21 protein-coding genes and 1 pseudogene are annotated in these 25970 nt (G+C 44.1%); 10 read left to right on the forward strand and 12 right to left on the reverse strand.

Features of this window, described 5'->3' with window-relative positions:
- The first annotated feature begins 9 nt into the window (after positions 1-9).
- The 5 genes and pseudogenes from citF to GKR61_RS17065 all read left to right on the forward strand — a co-directional run bounded on the left by citF (position 10) and on the right by GKR61_RS17065 (position 5803).
- Positions 10-1536 (forward strand): citrate lyase subunit alpha, encoded by a 1527-nt coding sequence (citF, locus tag GKR61_RS17045; RefSeq protein WP_108479053.1) that lies wholly within the window; start codon positions 10-12, stop codon positions 1534-1536.
- Between the two features lie 3 nt (positions 1537-1539).
- Positions 1540-2085, forward strand: coding sequence for a citrate lyase holo-[acyl-carrier protein] synthase (gene citX, locus GKR61_RS17050; RefSeq protein WP_154600281.1), 546 nt, complete (start codon positions 1540-1542; stop codon positions 2083-2085).
- Positions 2066-2959 (forward strand): triphosphoribosyl-dephospho-CoA synthase CitG, encoded by an 894-nt coding sequence (gene citG, locus GKR61_RS17055; protein ID WP_154600282.1) that lies wholly within the window; start codon positions 2066-2068, stop codon positions 2957-2959. Before citX ends, citG begins: the two co-directional genes overlap by 20 nt.
- A gap of 270 nt (positions 2960-3229) precedes the next feature.
- Positions 3230-4664: pseudogene (locus GKR61_RS17060) on the forward strand (anion permease).
- Between the two features lie 83 nt (positions 4665-4747).
- On the forward strand, positions 4748-5803 hold the full coding sequence (locus GKR61_RS17065; protein WP_154600283.1) for a 4-oxalomesaconate tautomerase: 1056 nt from the start codon (positions 4748-4750) through the stop codon (positions 5801-5803).
- A 48-nt stretch (positions 5804-5851) separates the two neighbouring features.
- On the opposite strand, the gene GKR61_RS17070 is transcribed toward GKR61_RS17065, so the two are convergent.
- The 4 genes from GKR61_RS17070 to GKR61_RS17085 all read right to left on the reverse strand — a co-directional run bounded on the left by GKR61_RS17070 (position 5852) and on the right by GKR61_RS17085 (position 10365).
- The gene (locus GKR61_RS17070; protein WP_036951316.1) at positions 5852-6985 is read right to left on the reverse strand and encodes an AAA family ATPase; all 1134 of its coding nucleotides are present in this window, start codon (positions 6983-6985) and stop codon (positions 5852-5854) included.
- Positions 6982-7692 (reverse strand): RNA ligase family protein, encoded by a 711-nt coding sequence (locus tag GKR61_RS17075; RefSeq protein WP_036951319.1) that lies wholly within the window; start codon positions 7690-7692, stop codon positions 6982-6984. Before GKR61_RS17075 ends, GKR61_RS17070 begins: the two co-directional genes overlap by 4 nt.
- 218 nt (positions 7693-7910) lie before the next feature.
- Entirely contained in the window at positions 7911-8732 is an 822-nt protein-coding gene (locus tag GKR61_RS17080) for a VanW family protein (protein WP_154600284.1), read from the reverse strand.
- A 316-nt stretch (positions 8733-9048) separates the two neighbouring features.
- Positions 9049-10365, reverse strand: coding sequence for a CitMHS family transporter (locus tag GKR61_RS17085; RefSeq protein WP_336426642.1), 1317 nt, complete (start codon positions 10363-10365; stop codon positions 9049-9051).
- Positions 10366-10973: 608 nt separating this feature from the next.
- Here GKR61_RS17085 and GKR61_RS17090 point away from each other — a divergent pair.
- Positions 10974-12065, forward strand: a complete 1092-nt coding sequence (locus GKR61_RS17090) for an NADH:flavin oxidoreductase/NADH oxidase (RefSeq protein WP_154600285.1) — start codon at positions 10974-10976, stop codon at positions 12063-12065.
- Between the two features lie 90 nt (positions 12066-12155).
- Here GKR61_RS17090 and GKR61_RS17095 read toward each other — a convergent pair whose 3' ends face one another.
- Together GKR61_RS17095 and GKR61_RS17100 are read right to left on the reverse strand one after the other, a co-directional pair.
- A complete protein-coding gene (locus GKR61_RS17095; RefSeq protein WP_036951331.1) occupies positions 12156-12476 on the reverse strand; it encodes a lipoprotein in 321 nt (106 codons plus the stop codon).
- Between the two features lie 274 nt (positions 12477-12750).
- The gene (locus GKR61_RS17100; protein ID WP_036951333.1) at positions 12751-14223 is read right to left on the reverse strand and encodes an anion permease; all 1473 of its coding nucleotides are present in this window, start codon (positions 14221-14223) and stop codon (positions 12751-12753) included.
- Between the two features lie 697 nt (positions 14224-14920).
- On the opposite strand from GKR61_RS17100, the gene cutA reads away from it, so the two are divergent.
- Both cutA and GKR61_RS17110 read left to right on the forward strand, forming a co-directional pair.
- Positions 14921-15268: a divalent-cation tolerance protein CutA gene (gene cutA, locus GKR61_RS17105; protein WP_036951336.1), complete on the forward strand. Its 348-nt coding sequence runs from the start codon at positions 14921-14923 to the stop codon at positions 15266-15268.
- A gap of 358 nt (positions 15269-15626) precedes the next feature.
- A complete protein-coding gene (locus tag GKR61_RS17110) occupies positions 15627-15974 on the forward strand; it encodes a carboxymuconolactone decarboxylase family protein (RefSeq protein WP_036951341.1) in 348 nt (115 codons plus the stop codon).
- A 45-nt stretch (positions 15975-16019) separates the two neighbouring features.
- Here the strand turns inward: GKR61_RS17110 and betA are convergent, their stop codons facing one another.
- Genes betA through betI form a run of 3 tightly spaced genes read right to left on the reverse strand, consistent with a single transcriptional unit; the run spans position 16020 to position 19823 of the window.
- Entirely contained in the window at positions 16020-17687 is a 1668-nt protein-coding gene (gene betA / locus GKR61_RS17115; protein ID WP_154639916.1) for a choline dehydrogenase, read from the reverse strand.
- A gap of 33 nt (positions 17688-17720) precedes the next feature.
- Positions 17721-19199: a betaine-aldehyde dehydrogenase gene (betB, locus tag GKR61_RS17120; RefSeq protein ID WP_154600287.1), complete on the reverse strand. Its 1479-nt coding sequence runs from the start codon at positions 19197-19199 to the stop codon at positions 17721-17723.
- Between the two features lie 21 nt (positions 19200-19220).
- Complete coding sequence (betI, locus tag GKR61_RS17125; protein WP_036951954.1) at positions 19221-19823, reverse strand: transcriptional regulator BetI; 603 nt, start codon at positions 19821-19823, stop codon at positions 19221-19223.
- Between the two features lie 209 nt (positions 19824-20032).
- On the opposite strand from betI, the gene GKR61_RS17130 reads away from it, so the two are divergent.
- A complete protein-coding gene (locus GKR61_RS17130; RefSeq protein WP_154600288.1) occupies positions 20033-22075 on the forward strand; it encodes a choline transporter in 2043 nt (680 codons plus the stop codon).
- Positions 22076-22149: 74 nt separating this feature from the next.
- Here the strand turns inward: GKR61_RS17130 and GKR61_RS18000 are convergent, their stop codons facing one another.
- Complete coding sequence (locus GKR61_RS18000) at positions 22150-22512, reverse strand: hypothetical protein (protein ID WP_230083176.1); 363 nt, start codon at positions 22510-22512, stop codon at positions 22150-22152.
- 304 nt (positions 22513-22816) lie between these two features.
- On the opposite strand from GKR61_RS18000, the gene GKR61_RS17140 reads away from it, so the two are divergent.
- On the forward strand, positions 22817-23257 hold the full coding sequence (locus GKR61_RS17140) for a GNAT family N-acetyltransferase (RefSeq protein WP_036951356.1): 441 nt from the start codon (positions 22817-22819) through the stop codon (positions 23255-23257).
- Between the two features lie 252 nt (positions 23258-23509).
- Here GKR61_RS17140 and GKR61_RS17145 read toward each other — a convergent pair whose 3' ends face one another.
- Both GKR61_RS17145 and GKR61_RS17150 read right to left on the reverse strand, forming a co-directional pair.
- Positions 23510-24226 (reverse strand): RNA polymerase sigma factor FliA, encoded by a 717-nt coding sequence (locus GKR61_RS17145; RefSeq protein ID WP_036951358.1) that lies wholly within the window; start codon positions 24224-24226, stop codon positions 23510-23512.
- Between the two features lie 392 nt (positions 24227-24618).
- The gene (locus GKR61_RS17150) at positions 24619-25773 is read right to left on the reverse strand and encodes a FliC/FljB family flagellin (protein ID WP_108479067.1); all 1155 of its coding nucleotides are present in this window, start codon (positions 25771-25773) and stop codon (positions 24619-24621) included.
- Between the last annotated feature and the right edge of the window lie 197 nt (positions 25774-25970).

The raw sequence follows: 25970 nt of genomic DNA on the forward strand, positions 1-25970 counted from the left end.
CAGAACATTATGACAACCAATACATTGCGTCAGGCTCGCGTATCAGCCTACTTAGCACCTAAAGACGATGAATTACTGCGTGAATTCAAAGATATCGGCAAAGTTCAGCAGCAAGTTCAAAAACCGCGCAACCGCAAACTGTGTGATGACCTGCAAGTGGCTATCCGCCGCTCAGGATTAAAAGATGGCATGACCATCTCTTTCCACCACGCTTTCCGTGGCGGTGATTTAACCATCAACATGGTGATGCAAGTGATTGCCGAAATGGGCTTTCGCAACCTAACCTTGGCATCAAGTTCACTCAGCGCGTGCCACTCGCCACTGGTTGAACATATACGCCATGGCGTCGTCACCAAGATTTACACCTCCGGGTTACGTGGCCCATTAGCTGAAGCCATTTCTCGTGGCGAATTAGCGGAGCCCGTGCAAGTTCACTCCCATGGTGGACGTGCCAACCTTGTTCATAGCGGTGAATTAAAAATCGACGTGGCATTTATCGGCGTTCCGTCTTGTGACGAATATGGAAATGCTAACGGATATACGGGCAACGCAAGCTGTGGCTCACTGGGTTATGCCAAAATCGACGCGGAGAATGCCAAAAAAGTGGTCATGCTGACCGAAGAATTTCTGCCTTATCCACATAATCCATCCAGCATTAAGCAAGATGAAGTGGACTACATTGTCAAAGTTAAACGTGTGGGGGATGCCGACAAAATCGGTGCCGATGCCACTCGCATGACCTCCAACCCGCGTGAGTTATTGATAGCGCGTACCGCCGCTGATGTGATTGAAAAATCAGGCTTCTTCAAAGAAGGATTTTCACTGCAAACCGGTACTGGCGGGGCTTCACTGGCGGTTACTCGCTTCCTCGAAGATAAAATGCGCCGTCATCATATCCATGCAGGCTTCGCGTTAGGTGGGATCACCTCCACCATCGTTGATCTCCATGAAAAAGGCTTAATTAAGAAGTTACTCGACGTGCAAAGCTTTGACCGCGCTGCTGCCGAGTCTCTCGCGCGTAACCCAAATCACATTGAAATCAGTGCCAACCAATATGCATGCTTTGATTCTAAAGGCGCCTCAGTGGACATGCTCGATGTGGTAGTACTCAGTGCTTTAGAGATTGATACTCGCTTTAATGTCAATGTGTTAACAGGCTCAGATGGAGTTATTCGCGGTGCATCTGGTGGACACAGCGACACGGCGGTGGCGGCGAAACTGTCTATCATCGTCGCGCCGTTAGTACGCGGTCGTATCCCAACCTTGGTAGACGATGTGCTGACTTGCGTGACGCCGGGTTCTAGCGTCGATATTTTGGTGACTGACCATGGTATTGCCGTTAACCCAGCACGCCCTGAGCTGAAGCAACAGCTAGAAAGCCAAGGCATCAAAACCGTTTCTATTCAATGGTTGCGTGAACGCGCCCAATTATTAACGGGCACACCAAACCCTATCGAATTTACCGATAAAGTGGTGGCCGTGGTGCGTTATCGTGACGGTTCTGTGATTGATGTTGTCCATCAAGTGAAGGAGTAGAACATGTTTTACCCACTGCCTGATACCCAAGAGCAATTTGACATTTCCTTACCTGACTTGCTGGCGAGCCGTGATGCCCGTCAGGCTCGTCAGCAAGAGTGGATTGGTCTCCATCAGGTAACCTTGATTTCATTTACTGTCGTTTTTCCGGGACCGGTTAAAGACAATCAACTGGTCAGAGACATTTTTAATCAAGGCTTAAATGCGCTTAAGCAAGTTGCTTCATGCAGGCAGTGGGTACTTTTATCACAACAATCATTCCCTTTCGTTACCGGACCGGAATGTTTAGTCGCCGTCAATGCCGATGCCCTTGAGGTCAAAAAAGCCTTAATGGAAGCGGAAGAATTATCCCCCGTCGGCCGACTTTGGGACTTTGATGTTTTTGATGCAAATGGCGTTTTATATTCTCGCAGCCAATTCAATTTACCGACTAGGCGCTGCTTGATTTGTGACAATGAAGCCAAGGTATGTGCGCGCCAACGCAGCCATTCCCTTGAAGAGATTTTGCGTCGTATCGAGGAGTTAGCCCATGCTCCAGCAAAAAATTAACCGAGAACGTACGTTAAATGATGACGTAGTGAATCACTACAGCCAACTGGCTTGGCAAGCAATGCTTGCTGAAGTCAATTTAACCCCTAAACCGGGTTTAGTAGATAAATGCAACACTGGCGCCCATAAAGATATGGCACTGACCGATTTTCATTTAAGTGCCAATGCAATTGCAAAATTCTTTCCGCAGTTTTTGCGTGCAGGTTATGAACATTGTCAATTACCAATTAATCAGCTACTTCACCAAATTCGCGGTATCGGTATCAATTGTGAAAAAGCGATGTTTTGTGCCACTCAAGGCGTGAACACCCACAAAGGCTCAATTTTTTCATTAGGTTTAGTGCTCACTGCAGTGGGACGTTTATTCGGGTTACAGAAACGAGTTACGCCTAACGCAATCAGCCAAGTTGTTTCTGACATGTGCCAAGGATTAACCGCTGAGCTGCAACAGCCCGCAGAGCACCCAACAGCAGGGCAACGTTTATTCCAAGAGTATGGATTCACTGGCGCTAGAGGGGAAGCAGAGCAAGGTTATCAACTGGTGATAGCCCACGCACTGCCCCATTATCTGAAACAACTGGCAGATGGTAAACAGGCTGATATCGCCCTACTCGATACACTGATTTTACTGATGAGTCTCAATGACGATACCAACATCGCCAATCGCGGTGGAATGGCAGGGCTTCTGTGGATAAAACAGCAAGCAACCAGCTTGTTACATCAAGGAATTCAAGACGAACAGGATTTAAGCAAAGTCCAACAATTTGACTTGCAGTGTATTGAAAAAAATCTAAGTCCCGGAGGCAGCGCAGATTTATTAATTTTGACGTGGTTTTTTGCGCGATTACCTGCGAATGCTTATTTAGCTTCATAAATAAAAGCAATTTAAATATTCATTAAAAAAGGAATAAACATCACAAAATTGATTAATTAAAACCAGAGAAAATAATTTTTAAATAAAAACTGATTTTGCTTTTCAATCATTAATAACATTTCTGTCAATAAGCGTTAACCAATAGTTTTATTTAAAAAATAACACTATTCAAGATACCGCTATATCCAGAAATAGGTTTCCACACATTTTAGATATTCGTTTTATGTGATTTAAGAAATTTAAAGTTTTATATTCTTGAAGGATTAGCCTATGCAAAAAGATAAAATATGGAAGCTATTAGTTTTAATAGCCATTCCAATAATCATAGCCTTAATACCGACGCCCGCAGGGCTACCGAGTATTGCATGGCTGTTATTTGGTTTGTACCTTGCCGCCATTGTGGGACTAGTATTAAAACCTTATTCCGAGCCTGTGATCTTGCTAGCCACGATTGCTGCCAGTGCGGTGATCATCGGTGTAACAGGCACTAAAGACGTCAAAGTTGGCGAAGTACTGAGTGGTTACTCATCCGGTACAACGTGGTTAGTTTTCGCCGCGTTCACCTTGAGTGCTGCGTTCGTCATCACCGGCTTGGGTAAGCGCCTCTCCTATATTCTTATTGGAAAATTAGGTGGCACCACTCTTGGGCTGGGTTATGTCACCGCTATCCTGGACTTGATTATCGCCCCAGCAACGCCGTCTAACACCGCGCGTGCCGGTGGGATTGTCTTCCCTATCATCAACAGTGTGGCGGTTGCATTAGGGTCTGATCCTGAAAAAAGCCCCCCGTAAAGCAGGTCACTATTTGCTGGTGAACGTGTATATGGTGACCAAAACCACCAGCTATATGTTCTTAACAGCAATGGCACCAAACGCACTGGCATTAGCGATGATGACCGACATTATGGGTATCCATTTAAGTTGGGGGGGCTGGGCATTAGCCGCTGCCGTGCCGGGCTTAATCATGTTGATCCTCACTCCGTTGATTATCTACAAACTGTATCCACCTGAATTGAAAAAGGTGAATAACAAAGAAATCGCAGCGAAAGGCTTAGCGGATTTAGGTCCAATGACCGTGCGTGAAAAACTGCTAAGCATTATCTTTGTGCTGGCGTTATCCGGCTGGATATTTGCAGATAAAATCGGTGTGAGCGCCTCAAGTGTCGCCATTGCCGTGATGGCATTAACGCTGATCCTCGGTGTCGTGACTTGGGATGATGTGTTGAAGAACAAAGGCGGCTGGAACACCCTGATTTGGTACGGTGGTATTATCGGGATGTCCGGCGTGCTCACCAAAGCAGGCTTCTTCAAATGGTTAGCTGATGTGATGAGCGAACACCTCTCCTTTGGTGACCAAGCGATGTTAGCGTTCTTTGTCATCATGTTTATCAGCGTCGCGATTCGTTACCTGTTCGCCTCTGGTGGTGCCTATGTGGCGGCGATGGTCCCTGTTTTCGCCACCGTTGGTATGGTTGCAGGCGCACCGCCGATGCTGTTAGCGCTGGGTCTGCTGTTCTCTAACGCTTACGGCGGCAGCTTAACCCATTACGGAGGCGCGGCAGCTCCAATCGTCTTCGGTGCAGGCTATAACGATATTCGTTCTTGGTGGATCATTGGTGGGATTATCGCGTTCCTCAGCCTATTAGTTCACATGACTATTGGTTTAGGTTGGTGGGAAATTCTTATCAACATGGGCTTAATCTAATCGCCCTTACCCCATAAAAAAGATGGAGTGCAATATAACGCACTCCATTTTTCTTACGGTAAGGCGTTCAAAAAGGACGCGTGATGAAACAAATTCCTTGTACATTAATGCGCGGAGGCACATCAAAAGGTGTCTTTCTCCTCGCTGACTCTCTCCCGACCGACATTCAACAACGTGATGAACTCATTTTAGCCATTATGGGATCCGGTCATCCTTTACAAATCGATGGTATTGGTGGCGGTAGCCCGCAAACCAGTAAAGTCGCCATCATTAGCCCATCAACGCACCCAGATGCAGATGTTGACTACCTTTTTGCGCAAGTCGCCATTACTGAGCGTATTGTCGATACCGCTCCTAACTGTGGCAATATTCTGTGTGCGGTCGGGTCATTCTCGTTAGAAAAAGGGTTAGTACCTATCACTGGAGATGTGACCACCGTCAGGGTGCGTAACGTCAACACCAATACCTTTATCAACGCCACCATTCAAACCCCCAATGGGCAAGTGGAATATAACGGTAAGGCAACTATTGCCGGTGTTCCCGGTCAGGCTGCCCCTGTTGGTTTAACCTTTCTTAATGCCAGTGGCACCAAAACAGGGAAACTGTTCCCTACCGGAAATGTGGTCGATATCATTGATGGTGTTGAAGTTTCTTGCCTCGATATGGCAACGCCCGTGGTACTTATCGATGCCCCACAACTTAATAAAACGGGATATGAAACGGCGGATCAACTTGAAGGCGATAACGAGTTTATGCAAAAACTGGAGCATCTTCGTCTGCAAGCTGGCGCCATGATGGGGTTAGGGGATGTGAGCAAAAAAGTGATCCCCAAACCGATTTTGGTCTCCCCTGCGATTCACGGCGGCACCATTAATGTGCGCTACTTTATGCCCCATAAATGCCATGGCGCATTAGCGGTAACGGGCGCAATTGCTATTGCCACCGGCTGCGTGATTTCAGGTACCGTTATCGAGCGTTATCTGCAAGGTGATGTGGATATGCAGAAGATTGCCATTGAACATCTCAGTGGCAAATTTGAGGTAGCACTAAGTAACCCGACGGATAAACCGGAAGGCATTCAAGCTTCTATTATTCGTACTGCTAGAAAATTATTTGAAGGAAAGGTTTTTGTGCCATGATGGCGAACTGATTGTCCTGCCTCTTTGACAGAGGCAGGATGATAAAACTTACTTCACCGGCTCACTCAAAAATTCACCATTGATAAAATAGGAAACTTGATGAGCTTCATCAGGGGTCGGTATTTCCAGTTTCCCCGCCATTCTTTCCATCACATTTTCCGGAACCGCATATTTGCGCTGACGATTTTGCTGCTGCCACTGCTTATACGGCACTTCCAGATAAATCAGATGCACTTTGGCTTGGTAGCGAGCAAATAGGCTAATCATGCTTTCGCGCAGTGAGGCACTTAGCGATGTCGCATTCCAGATAAAATCTTGTTTACTACGCAAATAAACTTTCGCCTGTTCTTTCGCTTGCTGCGCGACCCAACCTTGGGCATTTTTATCCGCTGGGCTGATTTTATGAATTCGGCGAATTTCATCCAAGCATACCATCGGCGTTTGTGGGTAATGTTGTTGAATAAAATGGTCTTTCCCCATTCCCGGCAAGCCACACAGCATAATCACTTCGCTACCGTCTTCATCAAATGGTTGATAATCCGGCGTCCCACGCTGAGTGTGGAAATAGTGAAAACGCCCCGCCAATGACGCGAAAGCTTTCGGCTGATCCCAGCAATCATGCTCACGGCAAAACAGTTCAAATAGCTCGATGCGAGCTAATAAGTCCGCTTTGTCTTCACATTCACGCCCGATAGCATCCGCTTTCGCTAACATACACAGCAAAGACATTTCGACCCGTAATGAGGCGGCGTATAACGCTCGCTCTGGGTCAGGCTTATCCATCAACCATAATGGCAAACCGTGAAAGCGTACTAATGTGGCAATCTGCTCGCGGACAGCAAATGGCGTTTCCACTTCACGAAACAGGATATGGCGAGCGGATAACTCGCCTTTTTTTGCGTGTCCTGGTGAGCGAATACGCCCCTCTTCTTCTCGAGTGGTGCTGCGCTTTTCCACATCGTGCAAGAGCGCAGCTGTCCAGACAATCTGCTGTTGCGCTTCAGGTAATTGCTGATATTCCGGTAAGCCTTCCAGCGCAGCTAATACCATTTGAGTATGGATAGCCACATCCCCTTCCGCATGGTGTATCGCATCTTGAGGGACGCCATGCATATCACGCACAAATTCAAACTGTTCAGCAAGTTGTGACCATTCTCGTTGTTTTGTTAGTTGCCAACTCATTGGTCATCTCCTTGCATTTCAAACGCTAATCTTGCGCGCTGCCAATTTCGTTTCCAGTGGATATCGGTTTTTACATGGTTTTTGCGCACATACTTAAAAACGTGCTGGATAAAATCATCCACGGCAAAACCTTGGCGATTACGTGTCACTATACCTTCCATACTGCACGGTTTTCCGGTATGGGTATCCCGTGCAATAAATTGGCTATCTTCCCCTGCCGCGGCGATTAATCCGCTGCTGTACTGCTGAGCAGTGAGGGTTTTATCGATAGCCAAATGAAGCTCAGGTACGGTTGGGAAATCAAACAGTGATGCGTAAAACTTCACTTCATCCCAACTTAGCCAATAATCCCCTTGGCGCACCGCAAACACGTAAAAATAATCTTCGATATGTTGATATTCGATGGAGTGCACGGCATACAGATTTTCGCCAAACAATTCGATATCACCCAGATCGTCTTTAATTAATTGCCAACGCTGACGGATTTGCTGCGACCATGCCGACTGGGTCGGAGCGCCGTGAGAACGGGCAAATACGCCGTGACGATTCAGGCAATTATTTTCACCATCGAGTTTTTCAGTATGAACCAGTTGTTCAATATTTTGGATGTGCGCCCACCAATCGCTATTAATACGATCGTCGCTGGTGGTGCCAGGTGAGAACGGATAGTGATACGTTCTACCATACTTCCTTGATTGCATATTCATTATGCTTTCTCTACAGAAATAACAAAAAATAACAAATCTTTTGCAAGATTTGCCTCTGCGATAATTGAGAAATCAAGTGTTGGTATTACATATCTAGTCCGCGAGACGGCCTCATTTTGGATGTTTTATCAGAAAAACAGCAAGAAATAACTTAGTTGGGGGATTCTAAACGAATTAATTAGGTAAAAGCCAGTAACATATTCCTAATTATGCTCGTATTAACCCGCATCACTCAATTGAGATTCATCCAGTGGGTATTTCACCACCACTTTATTGCGGTATAAACAGCAGTCGCTGAGTGTGAGCGGTTCTTGCCCTTTGGTGGTGATTTGCTGCCAAATTTCATTATGGCGATAAATCACGCCGTGCTCCCGAACAAACTTATGATTTTGTTGGTAAATATGGTATTTATTTTCGCGGGGTTCTGAACACAGTAGCTCCCCTTCAATTTGGTGCTCACCAATTTTAAACACTAACTGAAATATCGCTTGAGTGGGGTTATACAACACAAGGTCGATATAGTTATAGAAGATAGCGGCACCCGACCCAAATGGCAGTACTCGTCCTTCATCGGGAAATGGATCAAAACTGTGGTTAGCGCGTTCCACCACTTGTAATGGTGAATGCAGCGCCATCCAGTGGATTAAATTGCTGAGTTGGCAAATTCCTCCGCCAATTCCGCTGCGGGCTTCTCCGTAAGAAAGTTCCATTCCTTCCACAAATCCGCGTTTAGCCGTGGGTTTTCCCACAAGGCGACAAAATGAGAAGTATTCCCCCGGCGAGATGGTAATGCCGTTCATCGTTTCAATCGCAATTCCGAGGTTTATCACTTTGTTATGTTGTAGTCGAAGGTCTGATTGCCCCAATTTGCGGATAAGGCGCGATGTGTGTTTATGGTAACGGTATTCCAGCGGTTGCTCCGCTAAATTGCGGGTATATTTGCGCCCTGAAAATGCCCAGTGCCAGCGCCTAAGTAGCCGCTTTTGATTCACGCGCAGCCAATACAAGATAGGATGATAGGAAGAAAGTGGTTTGCGCATGTCGAGCCTTATAGGTTTCAGATAATAAAGGTATCTTCACATAATTCCCTCATCATCAATATAGTCACTGTCCGATAATCGATGATCCTCTTAGCAACTATTTTATCTCACTGTTTTTTATCTTTTCAGACTTCAGACTTCAAATTTCAGATTCTAGCTTTTAGCATTTTCCTTAGCTTCCCCAAACATTGGCTCTATGGATTTTGTGCTGTAGCAAGGCGGCAAGTGCAGCTAATCCCTAGGAGCATACATAAGTATGTGACTAGGGTTAGTAAGCGAAGCCAACACCGCTACAGCGCAAAAGACGACGAGCAGATCAATAGAGACCTAAAACCCCCCCGACGGCTAGCGTAAAGAAACTGAACACCCAAATCCACCCAAACGAATACCGCAAATGACGCCCCATATCAATTCCCGCCAGCCCCATAGCCAACCATGCTGCCGGTGAGAACGGGCTCACAAACGTACCGGCGTTATTCCCTATCGCCATGGCGTACACCACCGCTGAAGGATCAACCCCTGCCGTCGCAGCAATTTGCTGAATAATTGGCAGCAATGCAAAATAGTAAGCGTCAGTACTGGTGAAAATATCCATTGGTACGCCGAGGATACCCACAAAAATATGAATTTTTGATACCCATTCCGTTGGCAGAATTGATGTCAGATCCATTGCGATGGATTTCAACATTCCACCATCGGATAAGATGCCGAGAAACGCGCCCGCTGCAAGAATAATGGCCACCATACCTAACGCCTGTGGGGCGTGCAGGGAGAGCACCTTCATCTGCTCTTTGGGATTTGGGTAGTTAATTAATAACGCCAAAGAAAGCGCAATCATAAATACGTATGGAGCTGAAAGTAGCCCGAATGCTAAACAGATAATCGCCCCTACAATTAATCCACCATTAATTAATGGCTTTTTAGGTTTATGGGCAATATCAACCACATCTGCGATTTGCTCACTTTCGCCTAACAGTGAATCCATTTGATACGGCGTAGTGCCATTTAACGCGGCCGCAGCAATGCGACGCTTTTCACGCATTCCCATAATAATGGCAAATACCACCGCGCCACCCATACCAATCAATTGCACGGGAATTAAACCTTGCCATAGTGTAGAGGCATCGATACCTGTTACCGCTGACGCACGACCTAATGGTCCACCCCACGGCACCATATTCATGATCCCCATACTTGCGCACATCAGCAGCAACATTAGGTATGGACTCATACCTAATTGTCGGTATAGCGGTAATAATGCAGGAATAATAATTAAAAATGTTGCGGCGCCAGAGCCATCTAAGTGCACTACCCCCGCGATTAGCGTAGTCATGATACAGACGATAATCACATTACCACGGGTCATTTTGACCATCATGCGGATCAGTGGGTCAAAAATATGTAAGTCCTTCATCATGCTGAAGAACAAAATGGCAAACAAAAACATCGCTGCCACTTCTGCCACTTTATTAATGCCGCTTTCGAAAAAGACCGAGATTTCACCAATAGAATATCCCGCTAACAGTGCACCAATAAAAGGAATACAAGACATTGCAATAATTGGGCTAGCTTTACCCATCATCAGTAAAGTGACGATTGTCACGATGATTAAAATACCAATAATTGTTAACACATTGACCTTCCTTTTTAGAATTATATTTTCACAGGCTAATACACGTTGTTGAAAATAAAACTGCTACACTTTTACAGTTGTAATTTTATTTTCATATCCATTACTCTTTTTACATAAAACTAATATTACGTAGGGCTATCGTTGCTTATATAAATCCCTTATTTAGGTTGCAAGATGAAAATTGTTTTTTTGCGGCAACAATATTCATTTAAAGGTAAAGAAAATCATTGAATAAAATAAAAACCCAGTGTGAAAATCTATTAGCACCATAAAAACCATAAAACCAAATTAAGTTTATCATGCTTGATTTATCATGGGGTTAACAAAGAAATGGGGAACTAAGCGAGTATTTATCATGATTTGAAATGACACATTGCAATATATCTACATTCTATCCCTGGTTCTTTTATTTATAATAAAAAATAGCAAGCAGAGATTTATACTTTTTATTCTTTTCCTCAAAATTATCTTCACGTTATTGCTTTTTCAGCTTGCTTATAACGAAAAATTTTTTTGAATCCCTAAATTTGCCGTTTTATCACAAGAATGCTCTTACTTTTTTTGTATACTGTCAGAATTATCTTAAGTTTCGTTATAAGGAAAAAGGAATGAGTTACCTATTTTCACCTGCTAACTTAGGTCAAGTTCAGCTAACTAACCGTATTATTGTGCCACCTATGTGCCAATACTCCGCACATGAAGGTCTCATCAGCCCTTGGCATCAGGCTCATTATATGAACCTTGCCTTATCCGGCGCTTCCCTTGTGATTGTCGAAGCTAGTGCTGTAAACCCCGATGGACGAATTACTTACCAAGATTTAGGATTATGGAATGACGCTCAGATGCAGGCGTTCAAAACCCTATTAACGAATATCAAGAGTTTTGCCAATGCAAAATTAGGTATTCAAATTGCCCATGCAGGCAGAAAAGCATCCTGCGCACTACCGTGGGAAGGCGGGCAAAACTTAGCGCCAGACGATCTACATGGTTGGCAAACCGTCGCACCATCCGCTCTGCCTTTTGGCGACAGCTATTCACCAAAGGCTCTCACCGTCAATGAAATCCACGAAATAACGCAACAGTTTGTTGATTCAGCAAAACGTGCTGAACAAGCAGGTTTTGATTTAATTGAGATCCATGCGGCTCATGGCTATTTACTGCATGAATTCCTATCTCCTATCTCCAACCAACGACAAGATGAATATGGTGGCAGTTTTGTTAACCGTACTCGATTTTTAGTGGATGTGTTCCGTGAAGTACGTGCGGCGGTCAATCCAAATATTGCTGTCGGTATCCGTATTTCTGCAACAGATTGGGTTGCAGGGGGCTGGGATCTGGCTCAATCCATCGAACTCACTGAAGTGCTAGAAGAATTAGGGTGCGATTATATCCACGTTTCTTCCGGTGGATTATCAGACAAGCAACAGATCCCGGTCAGCCCAAATTACCAAGTACCACTGGCGCAAGCTATTCATGAACATACCGATATGCCAGTTATTGCTGTGGGGCTGATCACCGAGCCTCACCAAGCGGAAGCGATTATTGCGACTGGGCAAGCTGACTTTATTGCGATTGGTCGTGGCATTTTATATGAACCACGCTGGCCATGGCGTGCCGCCAGTGTGCTCAATGAACAAATTAATGTGGCACCACAATATTTACGCTGTGCTCCACATCAATTTAAACAGCTATTTAAATAAGCGTTGATTTAAAAACCTATCCTAAAAACAACAAAGCCACGGGATTTTTCATCACCGTGGCTTTATTTAACAATGACTAAAGTTATTCAATTAACGCGCGTTAGTTGCACACTCTTGAACAAATGAAATCATAGTTTGTTGGAATTCAGGCGCAGCAGCAGGTGATTTTTGCAGTTCACTGTCTAAACGCTTAAATTCTTTTAAACCATATTTTTCAACAGTTTTATCATAAGCACAGCCACAGATTGCGCTAATAGCTTGTGCTGTTTCTGTATCAGATTCGCCCGCTGCTTTTACACAGTTGTTTACGAACTCAGAACGATACTCTGCAATCTCTTTTTTCTCGTCTGAACACGCTGACAACAATGCCATCATACCCGCCATACCCAATACTAATGCTGTCTTTTTCATTTTTAACCTATTTATCTTTGTTTATATCGGATTACATTAAAACCCTACAACATGCCTTAGTATTAATCATAGCTGCTTTAAATTAAAAAATCTTGTTTCTATTGAATATTTAATTGCACTATTTATTTCAATAAATTCACTAATTTAAGGTTTAAATTTTATGTTTCCTCTCTCAGTAAAATATAATTTCACTCACAGTCAATAGAGGACAAAAAAGCCGGAAGATAATTCCGGCTTTTAGTGAATACCTATTTTCAATTAATATTCAATGGCATTACCAGTAACCCAGGAATTTCCACCAAATACTTCCTAAACTGATCCAAATAATTAAGTTAACAACGCTCATCACAAAGCCCGCTTTCCACCATTCGCCCAGTGTGGCATAGCCCGAACCGAAGATAATTGGTGCCGTACCCGTGCCGTAGTGAGTTAATGACATCATTAAGGATGAGGAGAATGCTAAGGTTAAACCTAACAGCATTGGCGGTGCACCTAATGCAAGACCCGCCGCAAAGAAAGCCCCGAACATTGCGGTAATGTGCGCAGTTGTACTGGCGAAGAAATAGTGAGAGTAAACATAGATTAGTACCAAAATTAAGGTACCCCAAACCCAGCTAATTCCCATGCTATCGATAGAGCTTCCTACCGTGACAGACATCCACTTAATAAGACCTAATTTACCTAAGAAGCTAGCCATCATCACCAGTGCGGCGAACCAGACAACGGTATCCCATGCCCCTTTATTTTTCAGGACATCATCCCAGTTAATAACCCCTGTGCCCAATAATACGCTCAGACCAATAAAGGCTGCCGTGGTTGCATTCACGCTGAATGATGGACCAAACAACATTTCAGGAACCCCTGCCCACATCATTAATAACAGGATAAAAACCCCTAATGTGATCATTTCAGGCAATGAAATTGGTCCTAATTGCTGTAAACGTTCTTTGGCAAAATTAGGAGCATCCGGTGTAGAGGTAATTTCTGGCTTATACATAAAGTAGATAACCAGTGGCATTAAAATCAGAGAAACAATCGCCGGTACAAATGCCGCAATCGCCCACATTCCCCAAGTTAGCTCATTACCTTTACCCGCTTCGCTGACAATTAAGCTGACAATCAGCGGGTTCGGTGCCGTTGCTGTAATAAACATCGCGGAGGTAATTGGGTTGATATTATAGTTCACTAAAGAGAGGTAGCGCCCTATTTTCCCGGAAGTACCGTCTTCTGCCTTAGAACCAAAACTGTCTGAAATCGAACGCATAATCGGGTGAATAATTCCCCCGCCTCGCGCAGTGTTACTTGGCGTCACAGGCGCAAGAATGGTTTCTGCAATGGCCAGCGAATAAGCAATCCCAATGGTTTTTTTACCAAACAGTGAAATAACGTAATAACCTATACGCGCTCCCAGCCCCGTTTTATTCAAGCTCATGGAGACCATGATGGAAATACCAATCAGCCAAATCAGGTCATTAGAAAAGCCACTTAATGCATCTGCAATCGCGCCTTTTGTAGATTCAGGATTGGTGACCCCAGTCGCGGCCACCAAGGAAATCGCAACGATAGAAACACCACCAATCGGTAACGCTTTACCGATAATCGCAGCGATAGTTCCGACAAACAGGGCTAATAAATGCCATGCATTCGGATTAACACCTTCAGGAACAGGAATAGCAAACCAGATAATTAACGTAATCGCGACCGCGATTAAGGTAGGTATCGGTTTTAACGGAGTCAGTTTATTCATAAGGGTATCCATACAGTTTTTGAGATGGAATGACAGAGAAAGTGCAATATATATTTTTTTATTCTCAGTCGATGTTAGCAAATAATCACCTGAAAATATTGATCGTTATCATTTGGTTACTGAGTTTCATATGAATTTCAAGCCATTATGTAACAAAATGTAATTGAAATTCACAAACAGTCACACACCCTTAAAATGAGTTAAATGTGGCGGTGAAATAAAAACGAGTAACAGTTATGTATAAAAACGTCACTAACTCTTCCATCGGATTAAAGCGATTAAATATTAAAATATTTCCCAAAACTCAATTAATATACAAAAATTCAATAATTATTGATATTTACCTATCTAAAACTTAATGCTGAATCGAATTACTCATAATTAATCAAGAATAGCAATAAAGCCCCTTGTAAATAGATTTACTTTCGTTTAGTAGAGCGAATGAAAATCAACCAGGCTAATTGATTAATGAAATTATTTAGCTCAAGCCTTAAGCTATTAGGGTACATATATTGCTATCTCATGGGCAGCCAATTCATTACCCAATAAGATAATCGTTATCAGTAATAATCATCTCCACATTAATCACGTACTTCTCTATTTGTATCATTATGTGACTACGTTTTCTTACGGGCAGCTGAACTAGAATGAATCAGGCTACTCATTTAAATAAGCCCTTTAAATAAAGGAGATTAAAATGACATTTGACGATACTCATTATAAGAGCCAGCAACAACCTTGCATCGTTTTAAGCACGACTAATAGCCAAGAAAGTGCCATAAAAATTGCACAGCACCTGTTGAATAACCATCTTGCTGCCTGTGTTTCATTATTACCCGAAATGAAATCAGTCTATTTGTGGAAAGGAAATGTGACAGAAGATAAAGAAATTCTATTACTGATAAAAAGCACGATTGGTAATCAGCAAGCGCTATTTGATGCAATCAAGGAAATTCATCCCTATGAAATTCCTGAGTTAATTCGTTTAGACCCTAACCAAGTTGAGGATAACTATTTACAATGGCTAGTTAATTCTGTTCGTTAATATTAACACTTCCATATTATTTTTAGTTTATATTCCTTTTTCATATAGCAAATTTTGATCATTTTTATTAGCTGGTCAGCTTTGGTAAATACAAAATTAGTGTTATATAAGTAGTCTCGCTTAATATTTATTTTCCTCCTTCGTTTGGAGGATTTTTTTGTCAAATTGACAGTAATAGCGTTAAATTTCAGATCAAACATCTAAATATGAATCTTTCAATTTAATACACCATCCTTTATTAAATAAAAAGTATAAATCTGTTTTATATCTTATTTCGAATATTTTCCTTGCTCAATGTTACCCTTAAATTATATTAAAATATATATTATTTAATCGCATAATGTAAGACGGAGAAACAATGTCAAAGTTTACTGAAATCAATCAAAACCTACTGCAAACCATGCCGGAGCTGGCTCAATTTATTCCTGAAGTCATGATGCATTTTTCTAACTTAATTGCAGCTGCCTCGACAGAGGGAGTTCTGGATAAAAAAACCAAAGAGCTGATTGCGATTGGTATTGCGGTTGCCAATCGCTGCGATGGCTGCGTTGCTTTTCATACAAAAGCTTTGGTCGATTTAGGAGTAACCCAACAAGAACTTGCTGAAACTTTAGCTGTTGCCATTTTTATGGGGGGAGGCCCTTCAGTTATGTATGCAACTCAGACATGGAATGCGTATAAAGAATTTACCAACCATTGCGAATAAGCATGTACAAAGGGTGAGGATGCCCCCTCACCCATAAACCACGTTTTAGCCCGCTCTAACCACCTGGCTACCAGCGTTAAAATAGGGAGCCTGGCTGGGTGCTAATGGCTCTCGACCGCGAATTTTGTCCGCTATTTTTTCCGCAATCATAATGGTTGTGGCATTTAAATTGCCTGTAATAATCAGCGGCATAATGGATGCATCAATCACTCGTAGGTTATCAATCCCATGGACACGCCCTTCACCATCGACGACCGCCATAGCATCCGAGCCCATTTTGCACGTTCCACAAGGATGAAACGCAGTTTCCGCGCGTTCTCGTACAAACTGATCAAGTTGCTCATCGGTGACAATATGCTTGCCGGGGCTAATTTCCTCACCTCGATACGGGTCTAACGCGGGTTGAGCCATAATTTCCCGCGTGATACGAATCGCTGCGCGAAACTCTTCCCAATCCTGCTCACAAGACATGTAATTAAACAAGATGCTAGGGTGTTGATGCGGGTCACGAGATTTTATCTGCACTCGACCTCGGCTAGGTGAACGCATAGAACCCACATGTGCCTGAAAACCGTGTTGATTCACCGCATTACTACCATTGTAGTTAATCGCCACCGGCAGAAAGTGAAATTGAATATTTGGCCATGCAAATTTTTCACTGCTACGAATAAACCCACCCGCTTCAAACTGATTACTGGCACCAATACCGGTACCTTTAAATAACCACTGCGCACCAATCATCGGCTGATTAAACCATTTCAATGCGGGATACAGGGAAACGGGTTGCTTACATTCATATTGCAAGTACATTTCCAAATGGTCTTGCAAATTTTCACCCACACCTTCCAGATAATGAACGGGAGGGATCTCAAACTGCGCTAATACCGCTTTAGGGCCGACACCGGAGCGCTGCAATATTTGCGGGGAGGCGATAGCCCCAGCGCATAATAAGACTTCTTTGCGCGCCTTCGCCACCTGCACTTGCTGATGCTTTCCTAAATAATACTTCACAGACACCGCTTTTTTCCCTTCAAACTCAATGGTATCCGTAGTGGCATGGGTAACTATCGTCAAGTTTTTACGGGTGCGAGCTTGGTCTAGATACCCTCTGGCGGTACTCGCACGACGACCTTTTGGCGTCACCGTACGATCCATCGGACCGAACCCTTCTTGCTGGTAACCGTTTAAATCCTCTGTTTTCGGATAACCCGCTTGAACGCCAGCTTCAACCATCGCGTGGAATAGCACATTATTGTGGGATTTTGGCGTCGTCACACTCACGGGGCCTTGATCGCCGTGGTAATCATTTCCACCAATATCGCGGGTTTCTGCTTTACGAAAATATGGCAAACAGTTGGCATAAGCCCAATCTTCAAGCCCCGGTGCTTGCGCCCAGCCATCAAAGTCCATGGCATTTCCACGGATATAGCACATGCCGTTAATCAATGAAGAGCCGCCAAGCCCTTTACCGCGCCCACATTCCATACGGCGGTTATTCATATGGGGCTCAGGCTCTGTTTCATACGCCCAGTTATAACGGCGCCCCTGAAGTGGGTATGCTAATGCCGCTGGCATTTGTGTGCGAAAATCGAACCGGTGATCCGGTCCTCCTGCTTCAAGGAGCAGCACAGTAACATCAGTATCTTCTGTCAGGCGGGTAGCAAGAACGTTACCGACTGAACCAGCACCGATAATAATGTAGTCATAGACCATTGTTATCTCCTCTGTTTCAGTCAAATTAAGTGATTAAAAAATGGATGAAAACTCTCCGAGTTCAACTTGAATGGATTTGATTTGAGTGTAATTTTGTAGCGTCATCAGACCATTTTCGCGCCCTACACCAGAGTGTTTATAACCCCCCACTGGCATTTGCGCAGGGGATTCTCCCCAGGTGTTGATCCAACAAATTCCCGCTTCTAATTGGTGAATAACGCGATGAGCACGGGCGAGATCTTGCGTGACAATTCCTGCGGCTAAACCATAAATCGAGTGATTTGCTCGCTCAATGACCTCGTCTTCTGTGAGGTAGCTTAGAATGCTCATTACAGGACCAAAAATCTCTTCTTGGGTGATTTGCATTTCATCTGTGCAATCAGTAAACACCGTCGGTGCCACATACGCGCCGTTTGCCAGCGACTCAGTCATCAGACGCTCACCACCACATAACACGGTCGCCCCTTGCGCCTTACCAATCTCGATATAGCGCAGCACATTGTCCAGATGCTTGAAGCTGACTAAAGGCCCAAAATTGGTATTTTCATCGGTTGGTGAACCAATACGAATGCGAGCAACGCGCTGTGCGATTTTGGCTTCAAAGGTGGCTTTCAGGTTTTCTGGGATAAACACCCGCGTCCCATTGGTGCACACTTGCCCAGAGCTGTAAAAATTTGCCATCATGGCGATATCCGCGGCTTTGTCTAAATCGGCATCATCGAAAATAATCAGCGGTGATTTTCCGCCCAGCTCCATGGTGACCTCTTTAAGGCTTGAGCTAGAGGCATTCGACATTACTTTTTTCCCCGTCGGGACGCCGCCGGTAAATGAGATTTTGGCAATATCAGGATGCTCTGTTATCCATTGACCCACTTCACCGCCCATTCCCGTTACCACGTTAAACACCCCCGCAGGTAAGCCCGCTTCAGTGTAGATTTCCGCCAGCTTTAATGCGGTTAATGAGGTAACTTCGCTGGGCTTAAATACCATGGCGTTACCCGCTGCCAGTGCCGGTGCGGATTTCCATAACGCAATTTGAATGGGATAGTTCCATGCGCCAATCCCCGCAACAACCCCCAATGGTTCACGACGAGTATAGACAAACGAGGTTTCACGTAGCGGAATTTGCTGCCCTTCTAGAGCGGGGATCAAGCCTGCATAGTATTCAAGAACATCCGCGCCCGTCACAATATCCACAAAACGCGTTTCAGAAAGCGGCTTCCCTGTATCGAGGGTTTCTAAATAGGCGAGTTCATCATTACGTTCACGTAAAATATCTACAGCACGGCGCAAAATACGTGAACGTTCCATCGCGGTCATTGCCACCCAAATTTTTTGCCCCTGTTTTGCACTCTCCACCGCCCAGTGAATATCGTCGATACTGGCTGACTGCAAATGCGCAATCACGTCGCCATTGGCTGGGTTTATTGCCTCAAACTGCCCGCATTCAGGTTGTGAACTGTCGACATATCCGCCATGAATGTAAAGCTTATGAATCGGTGGATGTTGCATAACGTCTCCTTTGAAAAATAGTTAGGTCGAATGGTCTCCTGCACGTGCCAATTGCATATCGATATATTCGTTAGTGATGCTGAGCGCTTCCGTCACAGGAAAAGACTCATTGCTCAGCGCACTGCGTAACCATAATCCATCAATCAAGGCAGCCAGACCTTTAGCAGCACGGCGTGCGGCAGGTTTACTTAGCGCTCGTCCAAACTCATAGCTCAGGTTTGAATATAAGCGACGGTCATTCACCCGCTGTAAGCGGTTCAGATTTGGCTGATGCATACTGCTCGCCCAAAATGCTAGCCACGTTTTCATTGCGGCTTCACTGATTTGAGTGGAATCAAAGTTCCCTTCCACAATTGCCTGAATTCGCGCTTTAGGATTTTCACCACTCAATAATCTGAGTCGCATCGCAATACCAAACCCGAGTTGATACTGGATATGGCGCATGGTGGCCTCCAATAAACCACTCTTATCACGGAAATAGTGGCTAATAATCCCAGTAGAGACTCCCGCTTTACGGGCGATCAGCACAAAGCTGGCTTCTTGCATTCCCACTTCGTTGATGACAGCTAAAGTGGCCTGAATTAACTGCTGTTTACGTATCGATTGAACGCCTATTTTCGGCATGGCATGAAGACCTAATAAGACCATTGAACCCATTCATTAAACGATTTTTTAATTGAATGTTCAATCAATATTAACTATTGTTTACAACAATTCATTTACAAATAACTCGAGGAGATACCCGTGAAATTTTAAATATTTACTAATAATTCAATGCATTAGTAAATAATCTAATTTTAAATTTTCATCCAGATAAAACTGTGGAACTGCCAATGACAAATTCAAAAAGTCCAAAAAATGGGCAGAAAGACCAACTTAATCACGTTGTTTTTTTTACCTCCGCCGCCTTAATACTGGCGTTTTCTTTTTTCACCATCCTGATGACTGACACCGCAAATAAATGGATTGTTGCAACACTGGGTTGGGTGTCAAAAACCTTCGGCTGGTATTACTTACTTGCCGCCACCTTGTATATCGTTTTTGTGATTTTTATCGCCACCTCGCGCTTTGGGAACATCAAACTGGGACCAGAACAATCCAAACCGGAATTTAGTTTGCTCAGCTGGTCAGCGATGCTGTTTGCCGCGGGGATCGGCATTGATTTGATGTTTTTCTCGGTGGCTGAACCGGTCACTCAATATATGTTACCGCCAACAGGTGAAGGCGAAACCCTTGAAGCGGCTCGTCAGTCGATGGTGTGGACACTGTTTCACTATGGACTCACGGGCTGGTCAATGTACGCCTTGATGGGCATTGCGCTCGGTTACTTTAGTTATCGATATAATTTGCCATTAACCATCCGTTCTGCCCTATATCCGATTTTTGGTAATCGAATTAACGGACCGATTGGTCATACCGTCGATATTGCCGCCGTGCTCGGGACGATTTTCGGTATCGCCACCACCCTCGGTATTGGCGTGGTTCAGCTCAATTACGGGCTAAAAGTGCTGTTTGACCTTCCCCAAGGGCTAACGGTGCAAGGCGGGCTGATTTTCCTTTCGGTAATCATGGCGGTCATTTCCGCCACATCGGGGGTCAATAAAGGGATACGTATTCTCTCGGAACTCAACGTACTGCTGGCATTAGGACTGATCCTGTTTATCCTCTTTGTGGGGGATACGGAATTTCTGCTCAATGCGCTAGTACTCAACGTCGGGGATTATGTGAACCGTTTTATGGGGATGACCTTGAACAGTTTTGCGTTTGATAGACCGACTAACTGGATGAATAGCTGGACGCTATTTTTCTGGGCATGGTGGGTAGCATGGTCGCCTTTTGTTGGGCTGTTTTTGGCACGAATTTCCCGTGGTCGCACCATTCGCCAGTTTGTGATTGGCACACTAATCATCCCTTTTGTCTTCACACTACTTTGGCTCTCTATCTTTGGTAATAGCGCTCTGTATGAAATTATTCATGGCAACAAAGCGTTGGCTGAAACGGTATTAGAGGCCCCCGAAAAAGGGTTTTATTCCCTACTCGAGTTATATCCGGGGTTTGGATTAACCGCCTCCGTTGCCACCATTACAGGGTTACTATTTTACGTGACGTCCGCGGATTCTGGCTCATTAGTGCTGGGGAATTTCACCTCAAAACTGAGCGATATTAATCACGATTCTCCTAATTGGCTGCGAATTTTTTGGTCAGTAGCCATTGGTTTACTCACTCTCGGGATGTTAATGACCGATGGAGTGCCCGCCCTGCAAAACACCACCGTGATTATGGGGTTGCCGTTTAGTTTTGTGATCTTCTTTATTATGGCAGGGCTGTATAAGTCATTGCGGTTTGAAGATTATCGCCGCGTCAGTGCCATTAATACCAATGCCCCTGCGCCGCTGTATGGTAATGAGCCCATTAAGTGGAAACAACGTCTGGGACGCGTGATGAATTTCCCGGGCACCACCTATACCCAACGGATGTTAGATTTAGTCTGTATTCCTGCGATGCAAGATGTAGCTAAAGAATTGGAATTGCGTGGCGCGAAGGTGGAATTTGCGATCTATCCTCTTGCCGAAGAAGAGCGACTTAACCATTTAGAGTTAGTGGTCGATTTAGAAGAAGAGCAAAGTTTTATCTATCAAATTTGGCCACGCCGCTACACGGTGCCAAGCTTTACCTACCGCGCTCGTTCCGGTAAATCCCACTATTACCGCCTTGAAACTTACTTGTGGGAAGGCACCCAAGCTAACGATTTAATGGACTACACCAAAGAGCAGGTGATCAGCGATATTCTTGACCAGTATGAGAAGCATTTGAATTTTATTCATTTAAGCCGCGAAGCACCGGGAGCAACATTGACCTTTCCCGAAGGAAATTGATACGGAGCTGATTATTTAAACAATATAAAAGGCGCTCAAAAAGCGCCTTTTGTTTGCAACACGGGGAATACTAATTATTCATTCTGATATTTTTGCTCTAGCATGGATTGAAGCTCGCGCGGGTTGTTCATCCACGATAAATGCCCCGGACAGCCTGCTGCCGTTGGGTTGATATCACAAGGGCGGATGTGATTGAGCAAGGACTTTTCATCTTCATCCCGTTGTTCGAGTAGCGATTGGTAGCTACGATCTTGCTGAGCAATTTTTAATTTAGGGTCAAATTTGAACTTCTGCTCTTCCCGCAGTGAGTCCACTCCTTGGTAGTTTTCATGATATAGGCGATCAACGGGTGATTTTTCTTTAAATGACAAGTCGGTGGCAAAGCCAAAAGGAGCACAGAAAACAAGAAAAAAGACAACAATAACCTTTTTGAACATATGGATACCTACTGTAAATGCATAATTTGGCATTATATTCACTTACAACCCATTGGTGTATAAAATCCATTATTGATTTTTAAATATTGTTATTTATTAAATAGTTGGAATTAATTAATCATAAAATCAATTGTTTGAATACTCATTAATACCCATAGTGATTATTTCTGCATTTTTATCTATTGCTTTCATTACTCTTCATCAAATAGCGCAATGTCATCACGCAAAAACACAAAGAAAAACAGGCAATTTTCATGATTTCGAGCTAAAACTATATTAGCGTTTTTATTTATGAGGGAATGACATGGAGCCAGTGAATAGCCACATTACATATAAAGTGAACCATTCGATTTCGGTGGATGATTTTTTGAATTTATTGAAGCAATCCCCACTGGATACGTTTGTGCCCACTGACGATGTCGCATTGCTGGATTCGATGTTAAATAATGCGGATTTGTTGATCAGTGCTTGGGTGGATGAGCAGGTGGTGGGTTTCGCTCGCGCGATCACGGATTTTAGTTTTTGCTGCTATATCTCTGAAATTGCGGTAGATACTCAGTATCTTCACCAAGGTGTCGGTAAGCATTTGCTGCGCCTCACCGCCGAGGAGCTTCCCCCCGAGTGTCATTTAATTTTTCGCTCCACCCCCGACTCCCAAAACACCTACCCCAAACTCGGCTTCAATCCCTGCCCCAACACCTGGCATATCTCCGCCAAAAGCTTTCTAGACAAAATGAAAAGCTAGTTTTTATTTTTTCTTAATTTCGTCCTTGTTTTTGATTTGGTTTTGTCCTTTATTACGACTCCCCCAATGCTCTAAATAATTTGGTTTTAGCTTTAGTTTTGGTTTTTCCCTTGACCTTCCCCAAACATAGCTCTAAATAATTCGCGTTGTGATAAGGCGGCGAATACGCTAAGCCCTGGGAGCATACACAAGTATGTGACTAGGGTTAGCTTATGAAGCCAACACAGTCACAGCGTGAAGTATGACGAGCATTTAAGTCCTCAGCTTAGAGCGCAACCGTTTGATGGCCTGACTGTGAAGCTGACTCACTCTCGACTCCCCCACCTCCAGCACCGCACCAATCTCTTTCAAATTCAGTTCTTCTTGGTAATACAGCGTCAGCACCATTTTTTCGCGCTCAGGCAATTGCTCTATCGCCGCCACGATTTGATCTTTTAGGCTGGATTCCATCAGTAAACTCAGTGGGTTGCCGCCATCGTCTTCATCCATTGAAGGTTCGCAGCTTTCCCCGTGCACTTCGTGCCATTCATCGTAAGAGAACAGTTGGCTATTGTTGGTATCTAGCAGCACTTGGCGATATTCCGCCAAATCGATATCCAGCGCTTTGGCAATTTCTGGCTCCGTCGCACTGCGCCCAAGGCTTTGCTCAAGTTCACCAATGGCTTTGGTCATTTCTCGCGCTTGGCGACGTACGCTACGAGGAACCCAGTCACGGCTACGCAGTTCATCGAGCATGGATCCGCGGATCCGCTGCACAGCGTAAGTGGCAAAAGAGGCACCTAATGAGGCATCGAAACGTTCTAATGCGTGGAGTAAACCGATGCCCCCCGCTTGGATTAGGTCATCGATATCAACGCTGGCAGGAAGTCGGACTTGCAGTTTTAGGGCTTCATGGCGTATTAGAGGGTAATAACGCTCCCATAGGCTATTTTTATTAATGACACCTTCGGCAGTATATAAATCACTCACAACCTGAATCACCCTTCAAGTTTTAACTAAAGGTAGCCATTATCTGTGTTACGCGTAATTTCAATCCGCAGAGTAAGGCACTAAATCAGCCGTTATTCTTTTTATCCTAAATAAATTTGATGGAGCCCAATATTTTTTGATTCTATTTTTTGCTTTTGCTTTTGGCCTTGCCTTTGACCTTGTTTTTGATCTTTGTTTTGACCTTAACAATGCCAAAGCGCGCCCTAAATAATTCGCGTTGCAGCTAGGCGGCAAGCTGAATTATCCCTAGGAGCATACTGAAGTATGTGACTAGGGTAATTTAGTGCAGCCAACAACGCTGCGGCGCGAAGTATGACGGGCATGAAAAAGGCCAGCATTGCTGGCCTTCAATATCATTAACCAATCACGAATTAACGTAACAGGCTTAACACACCTTGTGGAACTTGGTTAGCTTGCGCTAACACTGCAGTACCTGCTTGTTGCAGGATCTGACCACGGCTCATGTTAGAAACTTCTGTAGCGAAGTCAGCATCTTGGATACGGCTACGTGCTGCGCTCAGGTTGTTAACAGAGTTGTTCAGATTGTTGATAGTAGATTGCAGACGGTTTTGGATAGCACCTAAGTCTGAACGGAAGCTATCAACTTGCGCTAATGCTTTGTCTAAAGTATCTAATGGTTTGAACACTGATAACTCTTTTTCAGTCATCGCGGTGCTGCCGTTAGTAAATGTAATTTTTGCAGGGTCAGTTGCAGGTGTTGTGCCATCAGCAACAGCGTAAGTTGTTTCTACGGTATGCTCTTTACCGTCATCACCTTTACCTACGATATAGACTTTCTTGCCATCCGCTTCGCCGTTAGCATCTAATTTTTGATATACTTTCGCGTCGGTAAATTTAACACCAGTCGCGCCATCTGTATCAAAGGTCATTGCTTTTAAAGCAGTATCTGTATTACCAGCACCAACAGCTTGACCACCAGGGCCCTTCATTGCATCAAAGTCAGATAAAGAAATTTCTTTACCCATTGTTTTACCAGAACTTGCATCAAAACCAGTTAAACCTAAAGTTTCGCTGTCTACTTTTTTCAGACCGATAGAGATAGTTTCTTTATCGTTAGTACCCACTTGAACACTCATGCTAGTGTCTTTAGTTAATACTTTTACGCCGTTAAACTGAGTTTGTTCAGAGATACGGTTGATCTCTTCCATACGAGCTTGAACTTCTTTATTGATAGACTCGATGTCGCTCTTAGAGTTAGTGCCGTTTTGTGCTTGAACAGTCAGTTCACGAACACGTTGTAAGTTATCGTTGATTTCGTTAACTGCACCTTCAGCGGTTTGTGCGATAGAGATACCGTCGTTTGCGTTACGTGCTGCTTGAGTTAAACCTTTAACGTTTGCAGTGAAACGGTTAGCGATTGCTTGGCCAGCAGCGTCATCTTTTGCGCTGTTGATACGTGAACCGGAAGATAAACGCTCAATCGCAGTACCCAGTACGCCTTGTGAACGGTTTAAGTTGTTCTGAGTAGTCAGAGACAGAATGTTAGTGTTAATGACCTGTGCCATAATGTATGTCCTTTATTATTCAATATATTACAGTGTTAATACTCTAAATAATTCAGGCTGTATCTAGGCGGCCAGCGAAGGTATCCCTAGGAGCATACTGAAGTATGTGACTAGGGTGACTGAGTGCAGCCAACACCGATACAGCGTGAAGTATGACGAGTATTCTGTTAAGAAATTTTGTCAGCAAATACATTATC

The organism is Providencia sp. wls1916 (assembly GCF_009706585.1).
Lineage (GTDB): Bacteria > Pseudomonadota > Gammaproteobacteria > Enterobacterales > Enterobacteriaceae > Providencia > Providencia lanzhouensis.

Coding starts and splice junctions, on each gene's coding strand:
- citF (WP_108479053.1), top strand. CDS start 10: ATGACAACCAATACATTGCGTCAGGCTCGCGTATCAGCCTACTTAGCA.
- citX (WP_154600281.1), top strand. CDS start 1,540: ATGTTTTACCCACTGCCTGATACCCAAGAGCAATTTGACATTTCCTTA.
- citG (WP_154600282.1), top strand. CDS start 2,066: ATGCTCCAGCAAAAAATTAACCGAGAACGTACGTTAAATGATGACGTA.
- GKR61_RS17065 (WP_154600283.1), top strand. CDS start 4,748: ATGAAACAAATTCCTTGTACATTAATGCGCGGAGGCACATCAAAAGGT.
- GKR61_RS17070 (WP_036951316.1), bottom strand. CDS start 6,985: ATGAGTTGGCAACTAACAAAACAACGAGAATGGTCACAACTTGCTGAA.
- GKR61_RS17075 (WP_036951319.1), bottom strand. CDS start 7,692: ATGAATATGCAATCAAGGAAGTATGGTAGAACGTATCACTATCCGTTC.
- GKR61_RS17080 (WP_154600284.1), bottom strand. CDS start 8,732: ATGCGCAAACCACTTTCTTCCTATCATCCTATCTTGTATTGGCTGCGC.
- GKR61_RS17090 (WP_154600285.1), top strand. CDS start 10,974: ATGAGTTACCTATTTTCACCTGCTAACTTAGGTCAAGTTCAGCTAACT.
- GKR61_RS17095 (WP_036951331.1), bottom strand. CDS start 12,476: ATGAAAAAGACAGCATTAGTATTGGGTATGGCGGGTATGATGGCATTG.
- GKR61_RS17100 (WP_036951333.1), bottom strand. CDS start 14,223: ATGAATAAACTGACTCCGTTAAAACCGATACCTACCTTAATCGCGGTC.
- cutA (WP_036951336.1), top strand. CDS start 14,921: ATGACATTTGACGATACTCATTATAAGAGCCAGCAACAACCTTGCATC.
- GKR61_RS17110 (WP_036951341.1), top strand. CDS start 15,627: ATGTCAAAGTTTACTGAAATCAATCAAAACCTACTGCAAACCATGCCG.
- betA (WP_154639916.1), bottom strand. CDS start 17,687: ATGGTCTATGACTACATTATTATCGGTGCTGGTTCAGTCGGTAACGTT.
- betB (WP_154600287.1), bottom strand. CDS start 19,199: ATGCAACATCCACCGATTCATAAGCTTTACATTCATGGCGGATATGTC.
- betI (WP_036951954.1), bottom strand. CDS start 19,823: ATGCCGAAAATAGGCGTTCAATCGATACGTAAACAGCAGTTAATTCAG.
- GKR61_RS17130 (WP_154600288.1), top strand. CDS start 20,033: ATGACAAATTCAAAAAGTCCAAAAAATGGGCAGAAAGACCAACTTAAT.
- GKR61_RS18000 (WP_230083176.1), bottom strand. CDS start 22,512: ATGTTCAAAAAGGTTATTGTTGTCTTTTTTCTTGTTTTCTGTGCTCCT.
- GKR61_RS17140 (WP_036951356.1), top strand. CDS start 22,817: ATGGAGCCAGTGAATAGCCACATTACATATAAAGTGAACCATTCGATT.
- GKR61_RS17150 (WP_108479067.1), bottom strand. CDS start 25,773: ATGGCACAGGTCATTAACACTAACATTCTGTCTCTGACTACTCAGAAC.